We start from the raw sequence: 24,880 nt of genomic DNA on the forward strand, positions 1-24,880 counted from the left end.
GGCGGCCTTTTTGTTTGATTATTTGATTTAGATTAAGACTTAAAGCCCGAGGCGGGCGGGCAGCTCATGCATGTCGGAGAGGTGCTCGGCGCCCTCTTTGATCAGCCGTGCGCCGTCGCCATGCGGATCAAAACCAAAGCAGCGCATTCCGGCCCGGCGCGCGGCGATGCAGCCAGAGGGGCTGTCGTCAATCACCACGCAGTCTTCGGGTGCGATGCCAAGCTGTTCGGCGGCAATCAGGAAAAGTCCCGGCTCAGGTTTCGCCGTGCCATAGGTATGCGCGGAATGGATTCGGCCTTTGAGACGGGCAAAGACTGCGGGGTGTGCGCCGAGTGTCACGTCCATTTTCTCCATCGGTCCGTTGGAGCCAACCGCGTAGGGAATGTCCGCCGCGTCCAGCGCATCGAAGGCGGCCTCAACGCCTGGGATCAGTGGCACGCCTGAACGCAGCATCTCGAAAACGCGGGGGTAGACCTCGATCTGCCAATCGTCGGGCAGGGCGGCGCCTGCGGCCCGCGCACGCTCGCCCACAAGCGCCATGGTGCCGCCGACATATTTCGTCTCCAACTCATGCAGCGAAATGTCGAGGCCAAAGCGCGCGAAGTCCTTTTGCAGGAACTCCAACAGCGGCGGCTCGCTATCGACGATCACCCCGTCACAATCGAAAATTACGGCTTTCGGTGTCATTTCGGCTCCAGAAAGTTGATTTTGGTGTCGCCATATTTGCGCGTGTCCAACAGCGTGAGAGCGTCAGGCGGCGTGATCTCCGCGCTGTCTTCCCAGACCACAAGCGCACGTTTTGTGAGCCAGTTCCCGGCAATCGCGGCGGCAATCGCAATCTCCCCCAACCCCTTGGCATAGGGCGGGTCGAGGAAGATCAGATCATAGGGTTCGGACGGATTTGCAGGCAATCGTGTCGCATCCATGCGCATTAGGTCGCAGCGGGCTTCGGCGCGGCATTTCCCGATATTCTCGGTGATCAGGCTTTGCGCCTTGCGTCCGTCATCGACAAAGGTGACGCATTCCGCCCCGCGCGAAAGGGCCTCAAGGCCGAGTGCGCCGGTGCCAGCAAAGAGGTCGAGCACCCGCGCGTCTTCGACCGCATCGCCGTATTTACCAGCAGTCAAAACGGAAAACAGGCTCTCGCGCACGCGGTCCGTGGTCGGGCGCAGATGCGCGCCTGCATCGCCTTTTCCGACAGAGGCCAGCGCCAGCCCGCGAAATTCTCCAGCAATGATCCGCATCAGCCGCGCATCAGTTCTTTGAGGTCGGTGGCGGGATCGGCCACCTTGGCCGGATCGGCGCTTTTACCGCTCTCAATGAGCCGTTTGGCGACCATGTAGCCACGTGGATCGTTCATGGCGTCGATGGCGATCAACTGGTCGTCCTTGTAATACCAATGGGAATGCGTGCCTTCGCCCTCGCGGATCACGACCCGGTCGTGGCCATTGAAGAGCCCGGCGATTTGCAGTTTGACGTCATATTGATCGGACCAGAACCACGGCTTCGGCATATAGGTGACGGCTTGGCCGAGCATGTTTTTCGCCACGACTGCGCCTTGATCAATCGCATTGCCGACGGATTCGAGCCGCATCTGCGTGCCGTCATGCGGGAAGGAGGCACAGTCACCCGCCGCGAAAATATCGGAGTTCGAAGTGGCGCCATAGAGGTCGGTCTTGATGCCGTTCTCGAGCGTCAGCCCCGCGAGTTCGGCCAGCTCCGTGCCGGGGGTGATGCCGACGCCGACGATGACGAAATCCACATTGAGTGTGGTGCCGTCGGTCAGCTCAGCGGCTTCAACGCGCGTGTCGCCTGTCAGTTTCACAAGCCCCACGCCCTCGCGCAGATCGACGCCATGGGCACGGTGCAGCGCGCGGAAATAGTCGGAGGTCTCGACAGAGGCGACGCGTTGCAAAATCCGGTCGGCCATTTCCACGAGCGTGACCTTGAGCCCCTTCTTGGCGGCGACCGCGGCGGCCTCAAGCCCGATGTACCCGCCGCCGACGATCAGCACAGAGGCGCCTTCACGGAACTCCGGTTCGATCGCGTCAGCGTCGGCCAGCGTGCGCATGGTGTAGACCCCGCCAAGTTCGCCGCCGATGGCCGTCGGCAAGAGGCGCGGCGCAGAGCCCGTGGTGAGCGCCAGCTTGTCATAGGACAGAACCTCGTCACTAATGGAGATGGTCTTCTCCACCGGGTCGATGCCGGTCACCTTGGTGCTCATGCGCAGGGTGATGTTTTCATCCGCGTAATAGCTCTCGGGGCGCAGGAACATCCGATCCAGCTCCATCTCGCCCAGAAGGTAAGCCTTGGACAGAGGCGGGCGCTGATAGGGCGGCACAGGCTCTTCGCCGATCAAGGTGATCTCGCCCTCGAATCCTTGCCCGCGCAGGGTGGTGACGATGCTCTGCCCGGCCTGCCCGGCCCCGATGACGATGAAGTGGCTCATGCTCTTTCCTCTGGTCGCGAAACGCTCTGACCCTATATCGTCGCGAGATAAAATGACAACGCACAGAGGATCACAAAGATGACGATTGCAACAGGAGACAACCTGCCGGGCGGCACGGTGCTTGAAATGACGGCAGAGGGACCGGCGACGGTTGATCTTGCCGCGAAATTCAAGGGCCGGAAGGTTGTGCTCTTTGGCCTTCCGGGCGCCTATACCGGGGTTTGCAGCACCGCGCATGTGCCGAGCTTTATTCGTACCATGCCGCAATTCAAAGAGAAGGGGGTCGATGAGGTGATTTGTGTCTCCGTCAACGATCCGTTCGTGATGGGCGCCTGGGGGAAAGACACCGGTGCCAATGAGGCCGGGATCACCATGATGGGTGACGCGGATGCAGGGTTCATCAAAGCATTGGGTCTCGATTTTACGGCGCCGCCTGCCGGGCTGATCAACCGTTCGAAACGCTTTGCGCTTTATGCCGAAGACGGGGTGGTCAAAGTGCTGGAGGTCGAGGAGAGCCCGGGCGAATGCACGATTTCCGCAGGGGAATCTCTGGTCGAGAAGATCTAAAAAGAACGCCCGGGAGAGCATCCCGGGCGTTTTGCTTTATTCGGCGGCGTTGACCAAGGTCCGCGTCGGGAAGGGAATATCCACCCCGGCCTCATCGAGCGCCTCTTTGACCTGACGTTTCATGTCGGCCTGAAACTGGAAGAAATCACCGGATTTGACCCAGACCCGGACGAGGAAATCGACGGAGAAATCGCCGAGATTGTTGACCTGAATGAAGGGCTCCGGCTCCATGAGAGCGCGCGGGTCCGACAGGATCGTTTTGCGGATCACCTCTTCAGCGGTTTTCAGGTTCGCACCATAGCCCACGCCAAAGGTCCATTCGGCGCGGCGCGTCTGATTGGTCGAGAAGTTGGTGATGATATTGCCCCAGACCTGCGAGTTCGGCACGATGACCTGTACGTTGGACAGGTCGGCCAGCTCGGTGAAGTTCAGGGAAATGTCTTTCACAGTGCCCATTTTGCCGGAGACTTCGACGAAATCGCCGTTCTTGAAGGGGCGGAAGAGGATGATCATCACACCGGCCGCGACATTGGACAGCGTGCCTTGCAAGGCCAGACCGATGGCAAGACCGGCGGCACCGATGACGGCCACGATGGAGGTGGTCTGAATGCCGAAGGTGTTGAGGATGATCAGGACCGTAAAGGCCAGAATCGCGTAGCGGGCGATATTGGCGAGGAAGTTGAACAGCGTATCATCGAGGCGTTCGTATCTCGCTCCGATGGCGCGAATGCGTCGACCGATCCAGCCGGAAATCATCATCCCGACGATTAACAACACCAGCGCGCCAAGGAACGATCCGGCGATGCCCGCCAGAAATTCGAGGGACAGGTAGTCCCCGACGGTCTGGCCGTTGTAGATTTGGTAATTCAGAAGGTCTTCAAACATGTGCGGCTGCCTCGTCCATTTTTTCTGCCAAGGTTATGTCTTTCTGGGTCAGTCCACCGGCATCATGGGTCGAAAGCGTCACTTCAACCGTGCGGTAAACATTGCGCCAATCCGGGTGGTGATCGCGTTTCTCGGCCCAAAGTGCAACCCGTGTCATAAATCCGAAGGCCTCGTTAAAGTTCCGGAACTCATAGCGTTTCTCGATGGCCGTGCCGTCGTCTGTCTCGGTCCAGCCGCGTGAGAGCAAGGGGGCGAGTGCGTTGGTGCGGGCGGCGCCTTGCAAGGTCTCAGTCATGATCGTCCTCCTCAGGAGTGGATTTGAACGGGCCGTAGGAGGTGAGTACCTCGACCTCTTCGGCTACGGCGGCGCGCTCGGCTTCGAGATATTCGGCCACGGCGCGGGCAAAGCCCGGATCGCGCATCCAATGCAGCGAATGCGTCGTGTTGGGCATATAGCCGCGTGCGAGCTTGTGCTCGCCCTGCGCGCCCGCCTCAACCCGTTTGAGGCCGTGGGCGATGGCGTAGTCGATGGCCTGATAATAGCAAATTTCGAAATGCAGGCTGGGGTGATATTCGGTGCAGCCCCAATAGCGCCCGAACAATCGATCCCGCCCGATGAAATTCAACGCGCCCGCAATCGGCACCCCGTCGATCTGTGCCAGCACCAGCAAGACGTCGTCGCGCATGGTCTCCTGCAGCTCATCGAAGAACGCCCGCGTCAGGTACGGCGAGCCCCATTTGCGACTGCCGGTGTCCTGATAAAAGGTCCAGAAGGCGTCCCAGTGTTCAGGGCGAATGTCATCGCCGGTAAGCTGAACGATCTCGCCGCCAAAGCTCTGCGCCTGTGCGCGTTCCTTACGGATGTTCTTGCGCTTGCGTGACGACAGGACGGCGAGGAAATCGTCGAACGTGGCATAACCTGCGTTGTCCCAGTGAAACTGTTGCCCGGTGCGGTGCAAAAGCCCCATGGCCTCGCCAGCAGCCACTTCGTCTTCGGTGCAAAATGTCAGGTGCAGCGACGACAGCGTGTTCTGATCCGCCACCTCAACCGCACCTTGAACCAATGCGGCCTTGCCGATGTCTTCGAACCCCGGACGTGTCAAAAGCCTGCGGCCTGTCACGGGCGTAAACGGCACCGCGATCTGGAGTTTCGGGTAATACCGCCCGCCCGCGCGCTCATAGGCATCGGCCCAGCCGTGGTCGAAGACATATTCGCCCTGGCTATGGCCCTTGGCATACATCGGCGCGACGGCGATCACCTGATCACCCGCGCGCGCCACGAGATAGCTGGGCTGCCAGCCCGTGCCGGAACCGACAGAGCCGGAGTTTTCCAAAGCCATCAGGAACCGATGCGTGACAAAGGGATCGTCGGACCGTCCAACTCCGGGAGCTGCACAAGCATCCCAGTCCTCCGGCGCAATCGCACCGAGGCTGTTCATCAGGCTGATCTCGATCTGGTCGGTCATAAAGGTCCTGCGCGCGTCCTCTGCCTAGAAACTGGCACGCAGGGCCTTCGCGTCAAGTCGGCAGGTAGCCTTCAAACGTGATATTCTCCGCAATCTTGCGTGCTTCTGCTTCGTCTTCCGGGTTTCGGATCGTCCAGCACAGAATATGAGCACCTGCGTCTTTCAACTCACTGACCCGAGGCGCGTTGAGGTTCGACCATTGATGGCTGATGAAAGACGCCCCCACGCGCTCATAATCTTCGATGAGTCCCAAAGTTTCGCGGCGGTCGGCGGGGATGAGTTTCGCCCCCTCATCTTCCCAGTTCGCCGTGGTGATGCCGCGCGGGATCTCGGGGCAAAGTTCCGCCAGAACTGCGACCGAATGCGGGTTGAAGGACATAAGCGCGACAGGGCCATCGTAGCCCCCAAGCGCTTTGGCGGCAGCCACCTCCAGGGCGCCGACACTGGGCCCCATCGCTCCGTCCTGATCCTTCACTTCGATCAAGAGAGGCACGCGGCCAGCAACGTGATCCAGCACCTGTTTCAGTGTCGGAACGCCGACCTCGCCGGTTTTGAACCGCAGGGTGGAAAGCGCCTCGGAGCTTTGGAGCGCAAAGGCGCCGTGGCCTTCAGTCAGACGGTTCAGCGCATAGTCGTGAAACACCATCGCCACCCCGTCCGAGGACAGTTGCAGGTCGATCTCGATACCAAAGCCCCGCGAGATCGCCGCATCTATGGCGGCGATATTGTTTTCTGCACGGGCAATATTGTCATCGTGCAAGGCGCGATGCGCAATCGGGGCCTTCAAAAAGGCCTCTGGCAGAGTGGGCATCAGACGAGCTCGAAAATCGCTTCGATCTCGACCGCAACGCCCAGCGGCAGGCTGGCCGCAGAGACAGCGGAGCGGGCATGACGGCCCATGTCGCCCATCACTTCGACCATCAGGTCCGAGGCGCCGTTGACGACTTTTGGTTGCTCGGTGAACTCTGCCGTCGAATTGACGAAGCCCACGAGTTTCACCAGACGCTTCACCTTGGAGAAATCGCCGCCCACGGCGGCGTTGGCTTGGGCCAAAAGCGCCAGCGCACAGCTTTGTGCCGCCTTCGCGCCGTCTTCCGTTGCCATGTCAGCGCCCAGTTTCCCACAGATCAGTCCGTCCGGACCGTTGGAGATTTGCCCGGAGATAAAGAGCTGATTGCCACTGATCACATAGGGCACGTAGTTGGCGGCGGGCGCGGGCGCTGCGGGCAGGGTGAGGCCAAGGTCAGAGAGTTTTGCGGAGAGATCCATGAGGAGGGTCCTTTGTCGTAGGGCGTTATTTCTCGCGGAAGGCGCGGGTGAAATAATCGGTAAGGGGTTTTGTGAGATAGGCCAAGGGCGAGCGTTCACCTGTGGACATATAGGCTTCGACCGGCATGCCGGGAATGAGAACGGTCCCCTCGGGCAGACGCGCGCGTTGTGCTTCGGGGAGGTGGATGTCGGCGCGATAATAGCTCGCGCCGGTCGCCTCGTCGACAAAGGCATCGGCGGAGACACGCATCACCTGACCTTCGAGTTCGGGCGTGGTGCGCCGGTCAAAGGTCGTGAACCGCAGGCGCACGGGTTGGCCGGGGTAGACCTGATCGACATGGGTTGGGCTGACCCGCGCCATGATGATGAGCGGGCGGTCTTGGGGCACGATGTAAAGCGCGGGCTGTGCGGGCGGGATCACCGCACCGGGGCCAAACACCGAGAGGCCATAGACGACACCCGCGACCGGTGCTTGAATGTCGAGCCGGGCCAGACGCGCCCGAAGTCCGGAAATCTGTTCGCGCAGGCGACTGACGCTGGCCTGAATGTCTCGCAGTTCTGTGATGGCGGATTCGCGTCGATCGCTGCTGGCCTTGAGGATGTTCAGCTCGATCTCTGTGATCTGCACCTGCGCTTGAGCCTCGGCCGTCTCCAGCCGTCCGATTTCGGCCGCATATTGCACGGCGTCGCGGCGGATGCCGATGACGCGGCTTTGCTGGGTCAGGCCGCGTTCGAGCAATTCGGTTTGCGCCGCAAGGTCCTCTTCGATCAGCGACAATTGCTCGGAGAGCGCGGATTTTTGCGCCGCGAGGCCCTCGATCTGGACCTCGATCTGGCTGCGTTGCTTGTTGAGTTGTTCGATCTCGGCCTTGGCCGTGTCCTGACGGGCTTGGAATAGGTCTTTTTGGCCGGCCACCGAGCGCGCGACCTGAGGGTCCTCCTCCATACGTTCGATCAACTCTTGCGGGAAGTTAATCGCCGCCGCTCCGTCGCGTTCGGCCTCAAGTCGGGCGGCGCGGGCCAGAAGTTCGAAAAGCTGGGTTTCCTGAAGCGAGATTTCGTTGAGGTAGTCCTCGGACGACAATTCGATCAACAAGGCGCCTTTTTCAACCACCGCGCCCTCGCTGACATGCACAGCGGCCACTTCGCCACCGTCGCGATGGGCGACGGCCTGACGGTTCTGTTCGACCTGAAGTTGGCCGGCGGCCACAACGGCGCCGTCAATGCTTGCGAAAATAGCCCAGCCGCCAAAGCCGCCGATCAGAATTGCCATACAGGCGAACCCGAACCAGATCGCGCGGCGGGCGGACCATGTGTTCTCTTGGGTCTTTTTCTGGGTTTGTGTGGTCATTGGACGCCCCCCTGACCCGCGTCTTTGCGCAGGATGTCTTTGGAGTTCTTGACCATCTCGCTCAACACCTGATCGCGGGGCCCAAAGGCGCGACGCAGCCCGCCGTCCAGCACCATGAGCTTTTCGCATTCCTGAATCGCAGAGGGGCGATGCGCCATGATCAACACCGCGCCGCCTTCGGCCTTGTGACGCCGGATTGCGGCGTTCAGGGCGATGGAACCCGCGTTGTCCAAATTAGAGTTTGGTTCATCGAGAATGACGATCACCGGATTGCCGTAAAACGCCCGCGCCAAGCCGATCCGCTGCAATTGCCCACCGGACAACAGCCCGCCCGCGGAGGCGACAGGCGTGTCATAGCCGTCGGGCAGCGACAGGATCAGATCATGCGCATCGGCCTTTTTCGCGGCGGTAATCACCGCCTCCGCATCGGGGCTGAGCGCCAATTTGGCAATGTTTTCGGCAATGGTGCCGTCGAAAAGCTGCACCTGTTGCGGCAGGTAGCCGATGTAGCTGCCAAGGGCTTCGCTGGCGTAATGCTCCAGTTTCGCACCATCCAGCCGGATCGCGCCACTGGACGGCGCCCAAACCCCGGTCAGAGTACGTGCCAGCGTGGATTTGCCCGCGCCAGACGGCCCAATCACGCCCAGGGCTTCGCCCGGCGCCAGATCGAAACTAATCATCCGCAAAGAGGCCTGTTGCTGACCCGGGGGCACAACAGAGACCTGTTGCGCCGTCAACGCGGCCGTGGGGCGCGGCAATTCGGTGCGGATGACATCGGCGGGGTTTTTGCCCAGCAATTCGGCCAGATCGCCCCAGCCACGTTGGGCATGCTGCAACAGGTTCCATTGGCCGATCAAAAGATCGACGGGCTGAAGCGCGCGTCCAAGCAGGATGGAGCTTGCGATCATGGCGCCTGGGCTGATCTGACGCTCCAGCACCAACCAGGCGCCAAGCGCCAGCATCGCGGATTGCAAAAACAACCGAAGCGCGCGGGAGGCGGCGGTGAAGCCATGGGTGGTGTCCTCGCTCGCCACGGATTTCTCCAAGGCGGTCTCGCGCGATCTCAGCCAGCGGCGATAGGCGGCCTCCTTCATGCCCAAAGCGGCCAATGCCTCCGCTGCAGCGGTCATGCGGCCCGCGGTCAGGGCGGCCTCGCTTTCGGCGCGGATCACGGCCTCCTGCATCGGCTTCGCGGCAGAGCGGTGCAATAGCGCGATCCCGACCAGGAGGACGCCGCCGGCGGTGGCCAAAAGCCCGAGGTAGGGGTGGAACAGGCCGATGCCGAATAGAAAGAGCGGAGTGAACGGCAGGTCGAAAAGCGCCGCCAACGCCGGCGATCCGAAAAAGCGGCGAATCGCTGTGAGGTTGTCCATGCCGCGAATTTTGCGGCTTTCGCGTGGATTATGCGCCGCCTGCGCCATGGTGGCGTGAAATACGCGGTCTTCGAGGCGGCTTTGAAACCGTGCGGCGATGCGCGACAGGATGTGCGCGCGCGTGCCGTCCAAAAGGCCCATCATCAGGTAGAGAAACGCGACGATGGAGAAGAGCGCGATCAATGTCGCCTCGGAACCAGACCCCAGAACGCGGTCGTAAACCTGAAGCATGAACAGCGGTCCGGTGAGCATCAAGATATTGATACAAATGGAAAAGACACCCGACGCCCAAAACAGGCCGCGCGAGTCACGTCGCGCGCTGGAAAGCTCTCTCTGTCCGAGGCGGATGTCTTCCTGTGTCATGGCGATGTCTTAACTCGGTCCCGTCTGATATGGCATGTGCGCCTGTCGCGCCTGATGTTGACCAGAGGCGATCTGTTGAAACAATGTCACAGGATAAATATCAGAGTGTATGTTAATATTGGGCTTCCGTTTCAGGAATACTATCTGGCGGTATAGCCCGCGGGGGTGACGACTGTCACCTGTTCCTGCCAGATTTGCCTTGTTGCCTAGCCCGAAGGTCTGCTGCCATGTTTTCTTCTCTCAAAAGAGGCGTTCTGCCCTCCCTCGCCGCTGTTTTGGGGCTCGCTGTTATGGCCGGTTGCGCTACGCCGGGACCGGACGGGATTGCCGATCCCTACGAAGAGGTGAACCGCGGCTGGCATGACTCCAACGTCGCGCTGGATAAGGCGGTGATCAAGCCGGTGTCGACGGCCTACGGCACGGTGGTGCCCGATCCCTTGCGCAAAGGCTTCTCCAATGTCTCGGACACGTTGGGCATTCCGGGCACCGTTGTGAATGACGTGCTCCAACTGCGCTTTGGCGATGCGTTGCACAACACGGCACGCTTCGCGGTAAACGCCACGGTCGGGATTGGCGGGCTGTTCGATCCGGCGACCGAGATGGGCCTTGAAGAGCGCGACTCTGATTTTGGTGAAACGCTTTACACCTGGGGTGTGGGCGAAGGGGCCTATGTCGTCCTGCCGATCTATGGCCCCTCTACAGAACGCGATTCCATCGGGCTGTTGGTCGATATCGCGCTCGATCCCGTCGGCAACCTCTTGGGGAATCCGGAGAAGAGCTACAGGACCGGGTTGAAAGTCGCCGATGTGGCGGACACACGCTATCGTTACTCAGATCTCTATGAATCTGTGATTTACGACAGTGCCGATGGCTACGCTCAGATGCGTTTGACCTATCTCGACAACCGCCGGTTTGCATTGGGAACGCCGATCATTTCCGGCGGGGGCGAGGCCGCGGATCAGAGTGCGGCCCCTTATGACATTTACGAGGACTTCTATGAGTGATTTTACTTTCTCGCGCCGGTCGGTTCTCGCCGCTCTGGGCGTTTCGCTGATCTCGCCGCAGGCCGCTATGGCCTTTTCTGTGTCTCAGGCTGAGGCGCTGATCGGAAAGGCGGTGAATGACATCAACGCCATCATCAATTCGGGCAAATCCGAAGCGGCGATGTATGTCGATTTCGAACGTGTTTTGGTGCGCTACGCCGATATGCCGAACATCGCGCGCTCTGTGCTTGGGCCGCCTGCGCGTTCCGCCTCTTCCGCCCAGCTCAGCGCCTTTACCAAAGCGTTTCAGACCTATGTTGCCCGCAAATATGGTTCGCGCTTCCGCGAATTCATCGGCGGCAAGGTGCAGGTGAACAGCACACAGCAGATCAACTCGGTCTATGACGTGCGCTGCACCGCGATCCTGCGCGGCGAACCGCCTTTCGCGATCTCTTTCATCGTGCATGATCGTGCGGGCAAGTTCATCGATTTGCAGATCGAGGGGATTTCTTTGTTGAAATCCGAACGTGCCGAGATTGGTGCGATGCTTGATCGGGCTGGTGGTAACATCGACGCGCTGACGGCGTCGCTGCGCTAATCCTATTCGCAGACCGTAGACGAAAAAAACGCGCCCAGAGAGGCGCGTTTTTTATTGGCTTATCTTAATTTCCGTTTCCGAAAATCGCGCCCAAGAGGTCAAGCAACACATTGTCGGCCTTGTCGTTGCCGCGCTGACCGTTGCCCGAGGGCTGCACGCGCTGCACGGTCGGCGGGCTGGAGGGGCGGATCATCGGCAGAGGTTTCGGCTCGATGCCCTCTTGCACCTGCGCCATGGTCCGTTGCCAGATCTCGGCCGGAAGGCCGCCGCCCGTCACACCGCTCAGGGGCGAGTTGTCGTCATAGCCCATCCAGACACCTGCGACGTAATCGGCGGTAAAGCCCATGAACCACGCGTCACGCGCTGCCTGCGTTGTGCCGGTCTTGCCCGCCACCTCGACGCCGGGGATTTGCGCCCGACCGCCAGTGCCGCCTTGGACGGCGTTATACATCATATAAATGAGCTGCTGCGCGCTGTCGGGGGTGATGACACGTTCGCCAAGTCCACCTTCTTGCCCCATCAACGGCGTGTTGTCGCCTTTGAGACGCAGGGAGCGCAAGCCGTAGGGCGTCACCGACGAGCCGCCATTGAGGATGCCGGCATAGGCGCCGGTCATTTCCAACAGCGTGGTTTCCGACACACCAAGCGCCAGCGCAGGGCCTTGTGCCAAATCGCTCTCGATGCCGAACATCGAGGCCACGGTGCGCACGTTCTCAAGCCCGGCATCCATCGCCAGCTCGACCGCCGGGATGTTGTAGCTGTGTTTCAAAGCGTCGGTGACGGTCACGAGGCCATGGAATTTGCGGTCATAGTTCTGCGGCGACCATGGGCCGGAGCCGGGAATGTTGAGCGTGATCGGCTCGTCCATAATGGGATCGTCATAGGACCAGCCCATGTCCAATGCGGTCGCATAGACGAAGGGTTTGAACGAAGAGCCAGGCTGGCGTTTCGCCTGTGTCGCGCGGTTGAAGGCGCCCGAGACCTTGAGCTTGCGTCCGCCGACCATCGCGCGCACGGCGCCGTCGGCAGACATCACCACGATGGCGGCCTGCGCCTCGGAGCCCTCACGCACCTTATTCTCGAAAATCCAGGTCAGGGCCTCTTCGGCCGCACTTTGGATGCGCTGATCAAAAGTGGTTTCGATCACCACATCTTCGGTGGTGTCGCGGGTCAGGAAATCCGGGCCAGCGCCCATCACCCAATCGGCAAAATAGCCGCCTGCGCGTTTCTCGGCGGTTTCGGACAGCTCGGCGGGGTGCGATTTCGCGTAAGCGCGTTCCTCGTCGGTGATGTAGCCCTGTTGGTTCATCAAGAGCAAAACGATGCCCGCGCGCTCTTGCGAGCGTTGCAGGTTGTTCGTCGGCGCATAGCGGGTCGGCGCGGTCAAAAGACCGGCGAGCATGGCGGATTCGGCGATGGTCACCTCGGCGGCGGATTTACCGAAATAGCGCTGGGCGGCGGCTTCGAACCCGTTGGCACCCGAGCCGAGGTATGCGCGGTTCATGTAGATCGATAGAATCTCATCCTTGGAATAGCGCGCCTCCATGGCCATCGCGTAGATAGCCTCTTTGGCTTTCCGCGCGATCGAGCCTTCGCGGCAATCGGCCTCGTATTCCGTCTGGCTCTTCCACTTCGCCGGGTCGTAGGGCACGCCAAGACACAAAAGCTTTGCGGTCTGCTGCGTCAGTGTAGAGCCGCCATGGCCCGACAGCGGGCCGCGACCCTCGGAGAGGTTGATCCTCACCGCAGAGGCGACACCGCGCGGCGAGACGCCAAAGTGGCGGTAGAACCGTTTGTCCTCTGTCGCAACGATGGCGTTCTTGAGATGTGGCGACACGGTGTCTGCCGTGATCTGGCCGCCGAACTGTTCTCCGCGCCAGGCAAACACGGAGCTGTTGCGATCCAAAAGCGTGACCGAGCCGCGCGCGCGCCCATCGAGAAGCTCGGAATAGGGCGGCAGGGTGGAATAGATATAAAAAACGGCAATGCCCAAAACGACAGCAAATGCCAGCGCGCCACGAGAGAACGTTAGCCAAATTAGCCGCCCGATCCAACGGAACACCCCGCTCACCAAACGCACGATCGGATTCGAAGAGCGTTTGCGAGTCGACGCCCGCTTCGCTTTGCGCGGGGCGGCTTTTTTGCGGGTCAGGGGCGATTTTGCCTTTCTTTTCGGCTTCTTCGCCGCTTTCGCGCCGTTGGGATAGCGGCGCTCTGCGACGAGTTTGCGCTTTCCGCCGTTGGGTCCTGTCATGCTTTTGCTCGATATCTGCCAGGTTTTGATTGCACAGGACTCTAATCAGTTGGGGGGTGAATGTTGAGGGGAAACGAGTCGCGTTCACGTCTTTATTTTCTGCACATTTTTTAGTCTCGCTGCACAAAATGTATAATTTTTAGGCGAACGTGCTCGAAAATGACTCACGTCAAGCAACCCCATCGCTTGTGAAAAAACGCCTAACGTCGTTTTGCTGAGCCGTGGTCGCACCAGCAGTGGCACCACCCGCTCAAACGGAAGGGGAAAAACGTGAAACTCATTATTGCTGCAATCAAGCCGTTCAAGCTTGAAGAAGTCCGCGAAGCGCTGACCGGGATCGGCGTTCGGGGCATGATGGTGACGGAGATCAAGGGCTTTGGCTCTCAGTCCGGTCACACCGAGATCTACCGCGGTGCGGAATACGCCGTGAACTTCGTGCCGAAGGTGAAACTTGAGATCGTCGTGGCTGATGCCATGGCTGAGCAAGTTGTCGAAACCATCGCAACCACCGCCAAAACCGACAAGATCGGCGACGGCAAGATTTTTGTCCTCGACGTGGAAGGCGCAACGCGCGTCCGTACCGGCGAGACCAACGACGACGCGATCTAATCGCGCTTACCCGAGACGAAAGGGACTGAAACCTATGAAACTCACCAAGCTCATTCCGGCCACTGCGCTCGCGACCGCGATGCCGCTTATGGCCTTTGCGCAGGATGCAGAAGAAGTTGTGGCGGCAGCCGTGCCGACCGATTCCGTCTTCATCCTCAACACGCTGCTCTTCCTTATCGGCGGCTTCCTCGTGTTCTTCATGGCCGCTGGTTTTGCCATGCTCGAAGCCGGCCTCGTGCGTTCCAAGAACGTGGCGATGCAGCTGACCAAAAACGTGGCTCTCTTCGGCCTCGCGTCCATCTTCTACTACCTGATCGGCTACAACCTGATGTACCCGCTCGGCACCTGGTCCATGGACGGCGTCCTCTCCGGCGTGTTCGGCCCGGGCGTGCTTGAAGCTGTTGGCATCACCGCTGAAACGGCTGACGACTATTCCTACGCCTCCACCGGTTCCGACTTCTTCTTCCAGCTGATGTTCTGTGCCGCCACCGCGTCCATCGTGTCCGGTGCTCTGGCTGAGCGTATCAAACTGTGGCCGTTCCTGGTCTTCACGATCATCCTGACCTCCATCATCTACCCGATCACGGCCTCCTGGACCTGGGGTGGTGGCTTCGTTGGTGAAGCTGGCTTCTCCGACTTCGCTGGTTCCACGATCGTGCACTCCGTGGGTGGCTGGGCTGCTCTGACCGGTGCGCTGATCCTCGGCCCGCGTCTTGGCAAATACAAAGACGGCAAAGTGACCGCGTTCCCGGGGTCCAACCTGACGCTCGCTACGCTGGGTACGTTCATCCTGTGGCTCGGTTGGTTCGGCTTCAACGGCGGTTCCCAGCTTGCTATGGGCTCCGTGGGTGACGTGGCTGACGTGTCCCGCATCTTCTCCAACACCAACGCTGCTGCTGCTGGTGGTGCCGTCGCTGCTCTGATCGTGACCCAGCTGGTTTACGGCAAAGTCGACCTGACCATGGTGCTCAACGGCTCCCTCGCAGGTCTTGTGTCCATCACCGCTGAGCCGCTCGCACCGGGTCTGGGCGCTGCAACTCTGATCGGTATGGTCGGTGGCGTGCTCGTGGTCTTCGCTGTGCCGTTCCTCGACAAGCTGAAAATCGATGACGTCGTCGGTGCGATCCCGGTCCACCTTGTCTGCGGCATCTGGGGCACCATCGCGGTTGTGTTCACCAACTCCGACGCCACCATCGGTGCTCAGCTCTACGGTATCGTCGTGATCGGTCTCGCAACCGTCATCTCCTCCGGTATCGTTTGGTTCATCCTGAAGGCCGTCATGGGTATCCGCGTCTCCGAAGAAGAAGAGATGATGGGCCTCGACAAAGCCGAGCTGGGCATGGAAGCCTACCCGGAATTCTACAAAGGCTGATCCCTTCCTCAGTCTGAAAATCATGAGCCCGGGCGCGCAATCGCCCGGGCTTTTTCTATCGTGGAAACCATTTCTCAATCATGACGCCCTAAGCCTGATGTCGAGTTTTAGAACCCTCGAGGTCTCGATGTTGCGCAAGAACTGCGGTCTTTTTCTTATTTTTATGCTCTGGCCTTTTGCTTTGGCGGCGGAGCCACTATCGCTATTGCGGCCCAGCGGGCAGGGTTGGGATTTGGAACGTCAGCCACTGATCGCAGTGGCTCCGCAGCCTTTGGTGAACGCCTCGCTAAAGGGAGCCACGGCCATTGGCCCAAGCCTCTTTGCCGGGCGCGCGGAAGGAAGTTTCTTCGAACCCCTGCCGCCACGCCCAGAAGCCCGCGCCAAAATCCGAACCCTGTCGCGCGCGCCTGCTGACATTGCCTTGATCCGCGCCATGATCGGGCGCGCCGAAAGTCCGCGCGATGGCTATGATGCCGTGCAGCATGGGGCAAAGCGTAAGCCGGGCAAGAAGCCGTCGCAGATGTCGCTGGGCGAGATTTTCGAATGGATCAAGGATACGCCGGGCCAGCCCCATGCCATCGGCTATTACCAATTCATTCCCTCGACGCTGGGGCGTCTGGTGATGGAGTTGGATCTGGGGCCGGAGGTGATCTTTACTCCGGCGGTGCAGGACCAACTGGCGAATATCTTGCTGGCGGATGCGGGGATTTACGAACTGCGCGCGGGGCAGATCACCCGGCATCAATTCATGAACAATCTCGCCAAAATCTGGGCCGGTCTGCCAACCTCGTCGGGCAAGTCGCATTATCATGGCTATGCCGGGAACAAGGCGACGGTGAGCTGGGCCGAGTTTGATCGGGAGATGGCCAAGGCTTTCCCGAGTTGAAAAGGGCGCGCTGAGGCGCCCTTTCACCTTCGCTTAGGAGGCGGGCACGGCTTTGGGGGCGCCGGTTGCCATGTCGGTGCCGGTGTAGGCCTTGCCCGCGGCTTTCCAGGCGCCAAAGCCGCCTTCCATATGGGCCACAGGGTTCATGCCGGCTGCGGCACAGGCGGCGGCCACTTTGGCGGAGCGCATGCCAGAGCCACAATGGAACACGATGCGTTTGCCTGTCTGAGATGGCAGTTTCTCGGCGGAGAAGAAGGACATCGGCAAGAGGAGCGCGCCGGGGATATGCTCAAAGGCGTATTCCTGCGGCGTGCGCACGTCGATCAGAGCGATCTCATTAGCGTCAAAGGCTTTGGCGACTTCATCCACAGTCCATGTTTCAAAGCTCAGCCCATCTACAGTCTCAGTTTTCATAGCGGTTCCTTCGGAGGTTTGTCTGGCCATAGACATATGTGACCAGACCGCATTTAAAACTCATCTTTTCGTGACGCGCGTTTGTGTCACGCCGTAGCGACCGCAGGCTAACACGAAAAAAGCGCGCCGAAGCGCGCTTTTGATCCGTTGTTTTCGCAAGAGCTTACTTGCAGGTCTTTGCCACGGCCTCGGCCAGAAGCGGCACGGTCTCTGCGTTGAGGCCGGCAATGTTCATGCGCGAGTCGCCGACCATGTAGATGCCGAAGTCTTCGCGGATTTTCAGCACCTCTTCCGACGTCGCACCGATGCGGGAGAACATGCCGCGGTGACGGGCGATGAAGTCAAAGCGATCCGAATTTGTCAGGCGCTTCAGCTCGTCGGAGAGCTGTTGGCGCAGGCCCAGCATGCCGAGGCGCACTTCTTCCAATTCCGCCATCCAGTCGGCCTTGAGGGCCTCATCGGTGAGGATCATCGTCACCAAACGTGCGCCATGATCCGGCGGGAAAGAGTAGTTCTGACGGTTGAGGAAGTTGAGCGTGCCTTGCGTGACCGGGGTTTGCTCGGCTGTCTCGGAGATCGCCATGAGGCAGCCGGTGCGCTCACGGTAAATGCCGAAGTTTTTCGAGCAGCTTGAGGCGATCAGAAGTTCCGGCAGTTTCGCAGCCAAAAGACGGGTCGCCGCCGCGTCTTCTTCAAGCCCGTCACCAAAGCCCTGATAGGCGATGTCCACCAGAGCGGTGGCGCCCTTCTCGGCGATCAGATCGGCCACGAGACCGTATTGCTCCAGCGTCAGGTTTGCGCCGGTCGGGTTGTGACAGCAGCCATGCAGCAAAACCACATCGCCTGCTTTCACCGCCTTGAGGCTGTCCATCATCGCGTCGAAATCGACGGTGCAGGAGGCCTCGTCGAAATAGGCGTATTCCGCGTGGTTCAGCTTCATGAACTTGATGATCGAGACGTGGTTCGGCCAGGTCGGGTTCGAGGTCCAGATCGTGGTCTCGGGATCGACCAGTTTCGCCAGCTCAAGCGCCTGACGCACGGCGCCCGTGCCGCCAGGCGTCGCAATCGCGCCAACGCGCGCGTGATCCACAGAAGAGCTCAGAACCAGAGTCTTCATCGCCGCACCAAAGGCCGGATCGCCGGAAAGCGCGGTGTATTTTTTGGTGGTCTCGACTTCCCAAAGCTGCTTTTCGGCCGCTTTGATTGCACGCATCACCGGGGTCTCGCCGTCCGCATTCTTATAGATGCCGACGCCCAGGTCGATCTTCGTGTCGCGCGGATCGTTTTGATACAGCGCCATGAGTTCGAGGATTTTATCCGCCGGTTGGGGTTTCAGATTGCTCAGCATTACGCGTCTCCAGTCGCGACTTTCAGGTCGCCATACATGCCCCATTCCGCCCAGGATCCGTCATAAAGCGCGAAAGGCACGCCAAGACGGGTGAGCGCGAGGCCCAAGATTGCAGCACTCACCCCTGACCCACAGCTGGTGATTGCCGGTTTGCTCAAATCAACGCCAGCGGCCTCGAAAACGGCGCGCAGCTCGTCGGTGGATTTCATCGTGCCATCGGGGTTCAAGACCTCGCCAAAGGGCACGTTGTGGGAATTCGGGATGTGACCAGAGGCCAGCCCCGGACGCGGTTCGGGGGCGTCACCCCGAAAACGCTCGCGCGAGCGCGCGTCGATGATCACATAGTCGCCCAGTTTTGCAGAGGCCGCGACCTGCGTCACGTCCCGCACCAGTTCGGGGCGAATTTCCGTGATCATATGGCGGTCGCGAATGGTCGGCGGCTGATCCGTGACCGGGTGGCCTTCGGCCTTCCATTTCGGCAGGCCGCCATCAAGAACGGCGACATTGTCCTGACCGAAATATTTGAACATCCACCACACACGGGGCGCGGAGAACATGCCGGAGCTGTCATAGACCACCACCTGATGTCCGTCGCCAATGCCAAGCGCGCGCATGCGGGACATGAACTTTTCAACGGGCGGCAACATATGCGGCAGATCGGAGCGCAGGTCGGCGACCTCGTCGATGTCGACAAACCGCGCGCCGGGAATATGTTCGCGCTCATACTCGTCGAGACAATCGCGCTCCTCCGCCGGCATGTACCAACTGGCGTCGATGAGGCGAAGCTCCGGCGCTTTCAGGTGCTCGGCGAGCCAGTCGGTCGAGACGAGCGTTTTGGGATCGCTATTGGGCATGATCAGACCTTTGCTGAGCTTTCGGGTTCTGCCTTAGCGCTCTCTCACCGCGCGTGCAAGCATCGCCCGCCGCACATGCGGCTTGCGGCGCAATAAAGTAACCGAGACGTGAGAATTCAGCCGCCGTGGCGCAGCAGGCGCTGTTTCTGACGGCCCCAATCGCGCTTGGCTTCTGTCTGGCGCTTGTCGACGGTCTTCTTACCTTTGGCGATGCCGAGTTTGATTTTGACCCGACCCTTATGGTTGAAATACATCACCAGAGGCACAAGCGTCATGCCCTCGCGCCCCGTCGCCTGCCACAGTTTCGACAGCTCGCGGCGTGACACCAAAAGCTTGCGCTTGCGGCGTTCCTCATGCGGGAACATCGCCTGCTCGTAGGGCGCGATATAGGAGTTGGTCAGCCACAGCTCGCCATTGTCGACCGAAGCGTAGCTTTCGGCGATGTTCGATTGGCCGGTGCGCAGGGATTTGACCTCGGAGCCGGTGAGCACGATCCCGCATTCAATGTCATCCTCGATGGCATAGTCGTAGCGGGCCCGCCGGTTTTCGGCGATGACCTTGTAGTTCTTTTCTTCGGGCGTTTGTTTTTTCTTGGCCATGATGAGTGCTCAGATAGGTGTTTGTGGACGATCTGTCCACTGGCCCCGTGTCTGGAATTCTGGCAAAACATCCGGAAATCTCTTCGAGGCGCCTATGTTTATCCAGATTTTCGTCGGCACGGTCCTGATCCTCCTGTCCGTTTTCGTGGCGGCCTTGGGGTTTCTGGTTATGGAGCTGGCGCTTCAGCGCGCGCATGGCTGGCTGATCCGTGAGCCGCATCGACCGAAACTGGCGGTGGTTTTGTTTGGCGCGGTGATTGCGGTGTTGTGGATGATCACGGCAGGGGTCTGGATCTGGGCGATTGGGTTTCGTCTTTTGGGCCTGTTCGCGCACTTCGAAGAGGCTTTGTATTTTTCCCTCGTGGCCTTCACGACGCTGGGTTTTGGCGATCTGTTGTTGCCGGAGAATTGGCGTTTGCTGGGCGGGTTTGCCGCCACGAACGGGCTTTTGAACATCGGGATGATGACCGCTCTTTTGATGGAAGTGCTGCGCCATGTGCGGCGCAACCAGTTGGAAAGTCGGCATTCACGATAAAAAAAGGGCTCCGAATGGAGCCCTTTCTCGAAGTCGATCTGCGCGAACTTTAGAGCAGCCCGGCATGCTCCATTGCCGATTTGATCGCGGCCTTGGTGTCGTCAGAGAGTGGCGTCAGCGGCAGACGCACGTCGTCGGAGCACAGCCCCAGCAAGGACATCGCATATTTCGCACCGCACACTCCCGGCTCCATGAAGATCGCCAGATGCAGCGGCATCAGTTTGTCGGTGATTTTCAGGGCTTTCGCGTAATCGCCAAGCGCGCAGGCGGCCTGCATCTCGGCGCAGAGTTTCGGTGCGACGTTGGCGGTTACGGAAATGCAGCCGACACCCCCATGGGCGTTGAAGCCCAGAGCGGTGGCATCCTCACCGGAGAGTTGGCAGAACTCCGGTCCGCACGCCATGCGGGTTTTCGGCACGCGAGACAGATCGCCGGTGGCATCTTTCACGCCGACAATGCGCGGCAGTTTCGAGAGCTGCGCCATCGTTTCCGTGGTCATGTCGATCACCGAACGGCCCGGAATGTTGTAGATCACGATCGGCAATTCGGCGGCGTCATGCATCGCGGTGAAATGCGCGATGAGGCCTTTTTGCGTCGGCTTGTTATAATAGGGCGTTACGACCAGCGCCGCGTCTGCGCCCACTTTGGCCGCATGTTGGATCAGGCGAATGCCCTCGGCGGTGTTGTTCGACCCGGCACCCGCAATGACCGGCACGCGACCGGCGGCGGTTTCCACCACGATCTCGATGACTTTTTCATGCTCGGCATGGCTCAGTGTCGGGCTTTCGCCGGTTGTGCCGACGGGAACGAGGCCGGAAGAGCCTTGTTCTATGTGCCATTCGACCAAGCGTTTGAGCGTATCGACATCCAGTTCGCCGTTCTTAAACGGCGTCACCAGTGCAGGAATGGATCCTTTGAACATCGTACGCTCCTTTTCGTTTTGCTCGTTCGTCGTGATGAGTGAGGCGTGAGTCGCCCCTGAAAGTTCCGGCGGAAACTAGCCGCCTTCGCGCCCGTTCACAAGAATCTGTGTTGCCGCATATTTCGAAGCCGTTACTTTGGTCTTTAAGACAAGAGCAGCTCTCACAAGAACAAGACCAGATCATGCCCAAAACGCCTACGGCAAAAGCAATATATGCTTTTGTTTTCGCTTTGCTTTCTCCATTTTCCATGGCGGCGTCTCCCGAATCGGATGCGCTGACGCGGGCCTATCAGGCGCGCGCTCAGGGCGACTGGAATTTGGCCCGGCAGGAGGCCCAAGGTGTTGGACGGGACATCATCGAATGGGATTATCTGCGCGCTGGGCGCGGTAGCTTTGAGGCTTACCGCGATTTCCTGAAACGCAATGCCGATTGGCCGGGCTTGCCGCTTTTGGCGGAAAAAGGCGAGGCGGTGATCCCGACCGATGCCGACCCCAAAGTGGTGTTGGACTATCTGACTGCCTATCCGCCGCAAACCGGGACCGGCGCGCTGCGATTGATCTCGGCCTATGAGGCGCTGAACATGTCGGCGGACGCTCAGGCGCAGGCGGTGCTCACTTGGAACACCCTGCCGATGGGCGCGGAGGACGAAGCTGTTTTGCTCTCGCGCTATGGTTCGATTTTGGCCAGCCATCATGTCGCGCGCGCCGAGATGCTTTTGTGGCGAGAGCGGTTCACTGAAGCGTCGCGGATGGTGCCGAACCTGCCGGCGGGTTGGGACGCGCTCATCGTGGCGGCGCGCAAACTGGTCAAGGACGAGGCCGGCGTTGATGAGGCGATCACCGCCGTGCCGTCTGATTTGGCGGATCATCCGATCTTGGCGCATGCGCGGTTTGAGTGGCGTGTGCGGCGTGGACGCAATGAAGATGCCACGACGCTTTTGCTGCAACACTCTACCGCGGAGGGGCTGGGCGAACCGGTTGAATGGGGCAATCGCCGCCGGATGCTGGCGCGGCAGATGATGCGCGACGGCAAGGCGAAGATCGCCTATTCCGTCGCATCGCGTCATGGCTTGGCGCCCGAAGAAGACCATTACGCCGATCTCGAATGGCTGTCGGGCTATATCGCGCTGCGCTATCTCGAAGATGCTGGGCTGGCTTTGGACCATTTCAATCGCTTCCGCATGGCTGTCGGCACACCGATCTCTTTGGGGCGTGCGGGGTACTGGGAAGGTCGCGCGCTTGAAGCGATGGGCGCCCGCGACGATGCGGCGGCGGCCTATGCCTTTGGCGCGCAATTCCAGACGGCGTTCTATGGCCTTTTGTCGGCGGAAAAAATCGGCCTGCCGTTGGATCCGGCGCTGACCGGGGAGATGCGGTTCGCGGATTACAACCAAGCGAGCTTTATGGGGTCGTCGGTTTTGAAAGCCGCGCTCTTGTTGGAAGAGGCGGGCGAGACGCCACTCGCCGCGCGTTTTCTGCGACACTTGGGTGAAAGCCTGAGTCCGCAAGAGCTTGGGCAGTTGGGCGATCTCGCCTTGGATCACGATCCTTATCTCGCAGTGCTCGTGGCGAAGTTCGCCGCTGATCAGGGCATCGTGTTGAACCGGGCTTACTACCCGCTGCATGCTTTGGCGGAGGCCGATCTGCCGGTTGAGCCGGAACTCGCCATGTCGATCGCACGCCGCGAAAGCGAATTCTATCCGAGAGCGCAGTCCCACGTGGGCGCGCGTGGGTTGATGCAGCTTATGCCGCGTACGGGGGAGGCGATGGCGGAGAAGGTCGGGATTGAAAACTATTCCGACAGCCTGCTGTTCGACCCGATCATCAACACTCGATTGGGCTCGGCCTATCTGGCGCAGCTTATCGAAGAATTTGGCAACAATATCCTGCTGGTGTCAGTGGGCTATAACGCTGGTCCGACGCGCGCGCGGGACTGGATCAAACGCTATGGCGACCCGCGCACAGGCGAAGTGGATCCCGTCGATTGGATCGAGCATCTGCCGTTTCGCGAGACCCAGAACTACGTCATGCGCGTCGCGGAGAGTATTCCTGTCTATCGAGCGCGACTGCATGGAGAAACCGGGCCGGTCCATATGATGGACATGCTGTCAGGGCGCTGATGTCTCAGGTCATTGGGGGTAACGGCTTGTGTCGTTAACGCGCGATGACCCGTGAGCGCCGGGCCAGTTGTTGTGCCCGCAGGAAGGTAAACACCCCGGCGCCGACGACGATAATGGCCCCGATCACCACATTGGCCCGGATCACATCGCCGAATACGAAGACGCCCAGCACGGCGGCGAACGGCAGTTGCAGATAGGCAAAAGGCTGAATTGCTGAAGCCTCGGACAGCTCATAGGCTTTGATCAACATGTAATGCCCGGCAATGCCCGTCATGCACAAAAGCCCCATCCAAAGCCAATCTGAGGGCAGCATCGGTTCCCAATGCCACGCGCCGACCAAAGATGTCACCACCATCCCCGCGACCCCTGTGTAGAAGAAGGTGACATTCGCCCCGTCGAAGCGTGAGACATAGCGATTGAGTAGGCCGTAAAGAGCGAAGCCAAACGCCGCCGTGAAGGCGATCAAGGCATCTGGGGAGAAGACGCCGCTTCCTGGGCGGATGATGATGATCACGCCGATAAAGCCGACCGCGACCATGGCCCAACGCCGCCAACCGATGCGCTCGCCAAGGATCGGACCGGACAGGGCGGTGATCAAAAGAGGGTAGGCCGCAAAGATCGCGGGGGCGTCAACCAACCCCATGCGCACGAAGGCGGTGATCATGATTAAGACTTCAATGGCCAAAAGTGCGCCACGAAAGAATTGCAGTTTGGGTCTTTGGGAGCGTAGCGCCTTGGCAATCCCGCCTTGGCGCATCGACAGAGCCACGACGAAAGCGGCAAAGGCCCAATAGCGGATCATCACGATCATGAAGACATTGTAGCTGTCGGCCAGATGTCGCGAGATGCCATCCTGCATCGCAAAGATGAAGGTGGCACCGATCATCAGAAGGGTACCAAGCGTGGCGTTGTCACGGCTCATGATTTTACTCCGCCTTTGATCCCTCGGCTCATGTGGCGTTTGCGGCCAAACCCCGGCACGCGTTCGACTGTGAAACCGGCGTCGGTGAGTTTTTGTCGCACATGCCCTGCCGCCGTATAGGTCGCGAATGTGCCGCCCGTCGCAGTGTGCCGCCCGACCTCGAGCATCAGGTCTTCGCCCCATAGCTCTGGGTTTTTTGCGGGCGAAAACCCGTCGAGGAACCAAGCGTCAGCTTGACCGTCCCAAGCGGCAAGCGTCTCGCGGGCGTCACCTATTTTGACCTCGACGTCGATCTGACCCAGCCGGAACTGTCGCAAGCCTTGCGCCCAGGCGTCGAGAAACGGTTCGGCGATGGCGGCCGCTTCAGGAAAGGCGTCGAGCGCTGTGCGGATGTCGGCGGTTTCCATCGGGAAGGCCTCAAACGATGTAAAGCGCGCCACGCCGGGACCGTCCCACATCAGCGCCAAAGCCAACATGTTGAGCCCAGTGCCAAACCCCAGTTCTGCAATGTGAAACCCATCCCGCAACCGCGCAGGCAGGTCATTGCCTGACAGGAACACATGCCGCGTTTCCTCCAACCCGTTGCCGAGCGAGAAATAGGGGTCGTCGAATTGGGTCGAAACGGGAATTTTCCCGTCTCGCCAATCGATTTGCGCGGTTTGAGGGGCCGTCTGTGGGGCGGTCTGGTCGTTGGTCATCGGATGGCTTATGAGAGGGGCGAATGCGGCAGACCATGCGGGG

At 60.1% G+C, this 24,880-nt stretch carries 26 protein-coding genes; 8 read left to right on the plus strand and 18 right to left on the minus strand.

The genetic code is table 11. The features are described 5' to 3' along the window. Positions 1 to 39 precede the first annotated feature (39 nt). Genes J5Y17_RS02135 through J5Y17_RS02145 form a run of 3 tightly spaced genes read right to left on the minus strand, consistent with a single transcriptional unit; the run spans position 40 to position 2,449 of the window. Positions 40 to 687, minus strand: a complete 648-nt coding sequence (locus J5Y17_RS02135; protein ID WP_219783545.1) for an HAD family phosphatase — start codon at positions 685 to 687, stop codon at positions 40 to 42. Next, positions 684 to 1,244 carry a 16S rRNA (guanine(966)-N(2))-methyltransferase RsmD gene (rsmD, locus tag J5Y17_RS02140; RefSeq protein WP_219783546.1) on the minus strand — a complete coding sequence of 187 codons (561 nt, stop codon included), beginning with the start codon at positions 1,242 to 1,244 and terminating at the stop codon, positions 684 to 686. The genes J5Y17_RS02135 and rsmD overlap by 4 nt, the downstream gene beginning before the upstream one ends. Beyond that, on the minus strand, positions 1,244 to 2,449 hold the full coding sequence (locus J5Y17_RS02145; RefSeq protein WP_219783547.1) for an NAD(P)/FAD-dependent oxidoreductase: 1,206 nt from the start codon (positions 2,447 to 2,449) through the stop codon (positions 1,244 to 1,246). The genes rsmD and J5Y17_RS02145 overlap by 1 nt, the downstream gene beginning before the upstream one ends. Before the next feature lie 78 nt (positions 2,450 to 2,527). On the opposite strand from J5Y17_RS02145, the gene J5Y17_RS02150 reads away from it, so the two are divergent. Further along, entirely contained in the window at positions 2,528 to 3,016 is a 489-nt protein-coding gene (locus J5Y17_RS02150; protein ID WP_219783548.1) for a peroxiredoxin, read from the plus strand. Positions 3,017 to 3,052: 36 nt separating this feature from the next. Here the strand turns inward: J5Y17_RS02150 and J5Y17_RS02155 are convergent, their stop codons facing one another. Genes J5Y17_RS02155 through J5Y17_RS02185 form a run of 7 tightly spaced genes read right to left on the minus strand, consistent with a single transcriptional unit; the run spans position 3,053 to position 9,723 of the window. Then, a complete protein-coding gene (locus tag J5Y17_RS02155) occupies positions 3,053 to 3,901 on the minus strand; it encodes a mechanosensitive ion channel family protein (protein WP_219783549.1) in 849 nt (282 codons plus the stop codon). Continuing rightward, positions 3,894 to 4,196: a 4a-hydroxytetrahydrobiopterin dehydratase gene (locus J5Y17_RS02160; protein WP_219783550.1), complete on the minus strand. Its 303-nt coding sequence runs from the start codon at positions 4,194 to 4,196 to the stop codon at positions 3,894 to 3,896. The genes J5Y17_RS02155 and J5Y17_RS02160 overlap by 8 nt, the downstream gene beginning before the upstream one ends. Then, positions 4,189 to 5,367, minus strand: a complete 1,179-nt coding sequence (locus J5Y17_RS02165) for a GNAT family N-acetyltransferase (protein ID WP_219783551.1) — start codon at positions 5,365 to 5,367, stop codon at positions 4,189 to 4,191. Before J5Y17_RS02165 ends, J5Y17_RS02160 begins: the two co-directional genes overlap by 8 nt. A 52-nt stretch (positions 5,368 to 5,419) precedes the next feature. After that, positions 5,420 to 6,178, minus strand: a complete 759-nt coding sequence (locus tag J5Y17_RS02170) for a glycerophosphodiester phosphodiesterase family protein (protein ID WP_219783552.1) — start codon at positions 6,176 to 6,178, stop codon at positions 5,420 to 5,422. Continuing rightward, on the minus strand, positions 6,178 to 6,636 hold the full coding sequence (locus J5Y17_RS02175) for a RidA family protein (protein ID WP_219783553.1): 459 nt from the start codon (positions 6,634 to 6,636) through the stop codon (positions 6,178 to 6,180). The genes J5Y17_RS02170 and J5Y17_RS02175 overlap by 1 nt, the downstream gene beginning before the upstream one ends. Before the next feature lie 25 nt (positions 6,637 to 6,661). Next, positions 6,662 to 7,987, minus strand: a complete 1,326-nt coding sequence (locus tag J5Y17_RS02180; RefSeq protein ID WP_219783554.1) for an HlyD family type I secretion periplasmic adaptor subunit — start codon at positions 7,985 to 7,987, stop codon at positions 6,662 to 6,664. After that, entirely contained in the window at positions 7,984 to 9,723 is a 1,740-nt protein-coding gene (locus tag J5Y17_RS02185; RefSeq protein ID WP_219783555.1) for a type I secretion system permease/ATPase, read from the minus strand. Before J5Y17_RS02185 ends, J5Y17_RS02180 begins: the two co-directional genes overlap by 4 nt. Positions 9,724 to 9,950: 227 nt before the next feature. On the opposite strand from J5Y17_RS02185, the gene J5Y17_RS02190 reads away from it, so the two are divergent. Both J5Y17_RS02190 and J5Y17_RS02195 read left to right on the plus strand, forming a co-directional pair. Beyond that, positions 9,951 to 10,727, plus strand: a complete 777-nt coding sequence (locus J5Y17_RS02190) for a VacJ family lipoprotein (protein ID WP_219783556.1) — start codon at positions 9,951 to 9,953, stop codon at positions 10,725 to 10,727. Continuing rightward, positions 10,720 to 11,304: a phospholipid-binding protein MlaC gene (locus tag J5Y17_RS02195; protein WP_219783557.1), complete on the plus strand. Its 585-nt coding sequence runs from the start codon at positions 10,720 to 10,722 to the stop codon at positions 11,302 to 11,304. The genes J5Y17_RS02190 and J5Y17_RS02195 overlap by 8 nt, the downstream gene beginning before the upstream one ends. A gap of 64 nt (positions 11,305 to 11,368) precedes the next feature. On the opposite strand, the gene J5Y17_RS02200 is transcribed toward J5Y17_RS02195, so the two are convergent. Further along, entirely contained in the window at positions 11,369 to 13,558 is a 2,190-nt protein-coding gene (locus J5Y17_RS02200) for a transglycosylase domain-containing protein (RefSeq protein ID WP_219783558.1), read from the minus strand. Positions 13,559 to 13,828: 270 nt separating this feature from the next. Here J5Y17_RS02200 and J5Y17_RS02205 point away from each other — a divergent pair, with 270 nt between their 5' ends. From J5Y17_RS02205 to J5Y17_RS02215, 3 genes are all read left to right on the plus strand, one after another. Continuing rightward, positions 13,829 to 14,167 (plus strand): P-II family nitrogen regulator, encoded by a 339-nt coding sequence (locus J5Y17_RS02205; RefSeq protein WP_066604500.1) that lies wholly within the window; start codon positions 13,829 to 13,831, stop codon positions 14,165 to 14,167. Positions 14,168 to 14,201: 34 nt separating this feature from the next. Continuing rightward, positions 14,202 to 15,539, plus strand: coding sequence for an ammonium transporter (locus tag J5Y17_RS02210; RefSeq protein WP_219783559.1), 1,338 nt, complete (start codon positions 14,202 to 14,204; stop codon positions 15,537 to 15,539). Positions 15,540 to 15,771: 232 nt separating this feature from the next. Then, on the plus strand, positions 15,772 to 16,425 hold the full coding sequence (locus J5Y17_RS02215; RefSeq protein WP_255571799.1) for a hypothetical protein: 654 nt from the start codon (positions 15,772 to 15,774) through the stop codon (positions 16,423 to 16,425). 33 nt (positions 16,426 to 16,458) lie between these two features. Here the strand turns inward: J5Y17_RS02215 and J5Y17_RS02220 are convergent, their stop codons facing one another. From J5Y17_RS02220 to smpB, 4 genes are all read right to left on the minus strand, one after another. Beyond that, on the minus strand, positions 16,459 to 16,839 hold the full coding sequence (locus tag J5Y17_RS02220) for a rhodanese-like domain-containing protein (RefSeq protein ID WP_219783561.1): 381 nt from the start codon (positions 16,837 to 16,839) through the stop codon (positions 16,459 to 16,461). A gap of 163 nt (positions 16,840 to 17,002) precedes the next feature. Then, the gene (locus tag J5Y17_RS02225) at positions 17,003 to 18,187 is read right to left on the minus strand and encodes an amino acid aminotransferase (RefSeq protein WP_219783562.1); all 1,185 of its coding nucleotides are present in this window, start codon (positions 18,185 to 18,187) and stop codon (positions 17,003 to 17,005) included. Then, the gene (sseA, locus tag J5Y17_RS02230) at positions 18,187 to 19,041 is read right to left on the minus strand and encodes a 3-mercaptopyruvate sulfurtransferase (protein WP_219783563.1); all 855 of its coding nucleotides are present in this window, start codon (positions 19,039 to 19,041) and stop codon (positions 18,187 to 18,189) included. Before sseA ends, J5Y17_RS02225 begins: the two co-directional genes overlap by 1 nt. Before the next feature lie 116 nt (positions 19,042 to 19,157). Next, complete coding sequence (gene smpB, locus J5Y17_RS02235; RefSeq protein WP_219783564.1) at positions 19,158 to 19,640, minus strand: SsrA-binding protein SmpB; 483 nt, start codon at positions 19,638 to 19,640, stop codon at positions 19,158 to 19,160. Between the two features lie 94 nt (positions 19,641 to 19,734). On the opposite strand from smpB, the gene J5Y17_RS02240 reads away from it, so the two are divergent. Beyond that, entirely contained in the window at positions 19,735 to 20,175 is a 441-nt protein-coding gene (locus J5Y17_RS02240) for an ion channel (protein ID WP_219783565.1), read from the plus strand. A 49-nt stretch (positions 20,176 to 20,224) separates the two neighbouring features. On the opposite strand, the gene dapA is transcribed toward J5Y17_RS02240, so the two are convergent. Further along, positions 20,225 to 21,097 carry a 4-hydroxy-tetrahydrodipicolinate synthase gene (gene dapA / locus J5Y17_RS02245; RefSeq protein WP_219783566.1) on the minus strand — a complete coding sequence of 291 codons (873 nt, stop codon included), beginning with the start codon at positions 21,095 to 21,097 and terminating at the stop codon, positions 20,225 to 20,227. Between the two features lie 182 nt (positions 21,098 to 21,279). Between dapA and J5Y17_RS02250 the strand changes: the two genes are divergently transcribed. After that, the gene (locus tag J5Y17_RS02250) at positions 21,280 to 23,217 is read left to right on the plus strand and encodes a lytic transglycosylase domain-containing protein (RefSeq protein ID WP_219783567.1); all 1,938 of its coding nucleotides are present in this window, start codon (positions 21,280 to 21,282) and stop codon (positions 23,215 to 23,217) included. A 34-nt stretch (positions 23,218 to 23,251) separates the two neighbouring features. Here J5Y17_RS02250 and J5Y17_RS02255 read toward each other — a convergent pair whose 3' ends face one another. Continuing rightward, positions 23,252 to 24,139 carry a DMT family transporter gene (locus J5Y17_RS02255; protein WP_219783568.1) on the minus strand — a complete coding sequence of 296 codons (888 nt, stop codon included), beginning with the start codon at positions 24,137 to 24,139 and terminating at the stop codon, positions 23,252 to 23,254. Then, positions 24,136 to 24,837: a tRNA (5-methylaminomethyl-2-thiouridine)(34)-methyltransferase MnmD gene (gene mnmD, locus J5Y17_RS02260; RefSeq protein WP_219783569.1), complete on the minus strand. Its 702-nt coding sequence runs from the start codon at positions 24,835 to 24,837 to the stop codon at positions 24,136 to 24,138. The genes J5Y17_RS02255 and mnmD overlap by 4 nt, the downstream gene beginning before the upstream one ends. Between the last annotated feature and the right edge of the window lie 43 nt (positions 24,838 to 24,880).

This window comes from Celeribacter sp. PS-C1 (assembly GCF_019429625.1).
Taxonomy (GTDB): Bacteria; Pseudomonadota; Alphaproteobacteria; order Rhodobacterales; family Rhodobacteraceae; genus Celeribacter.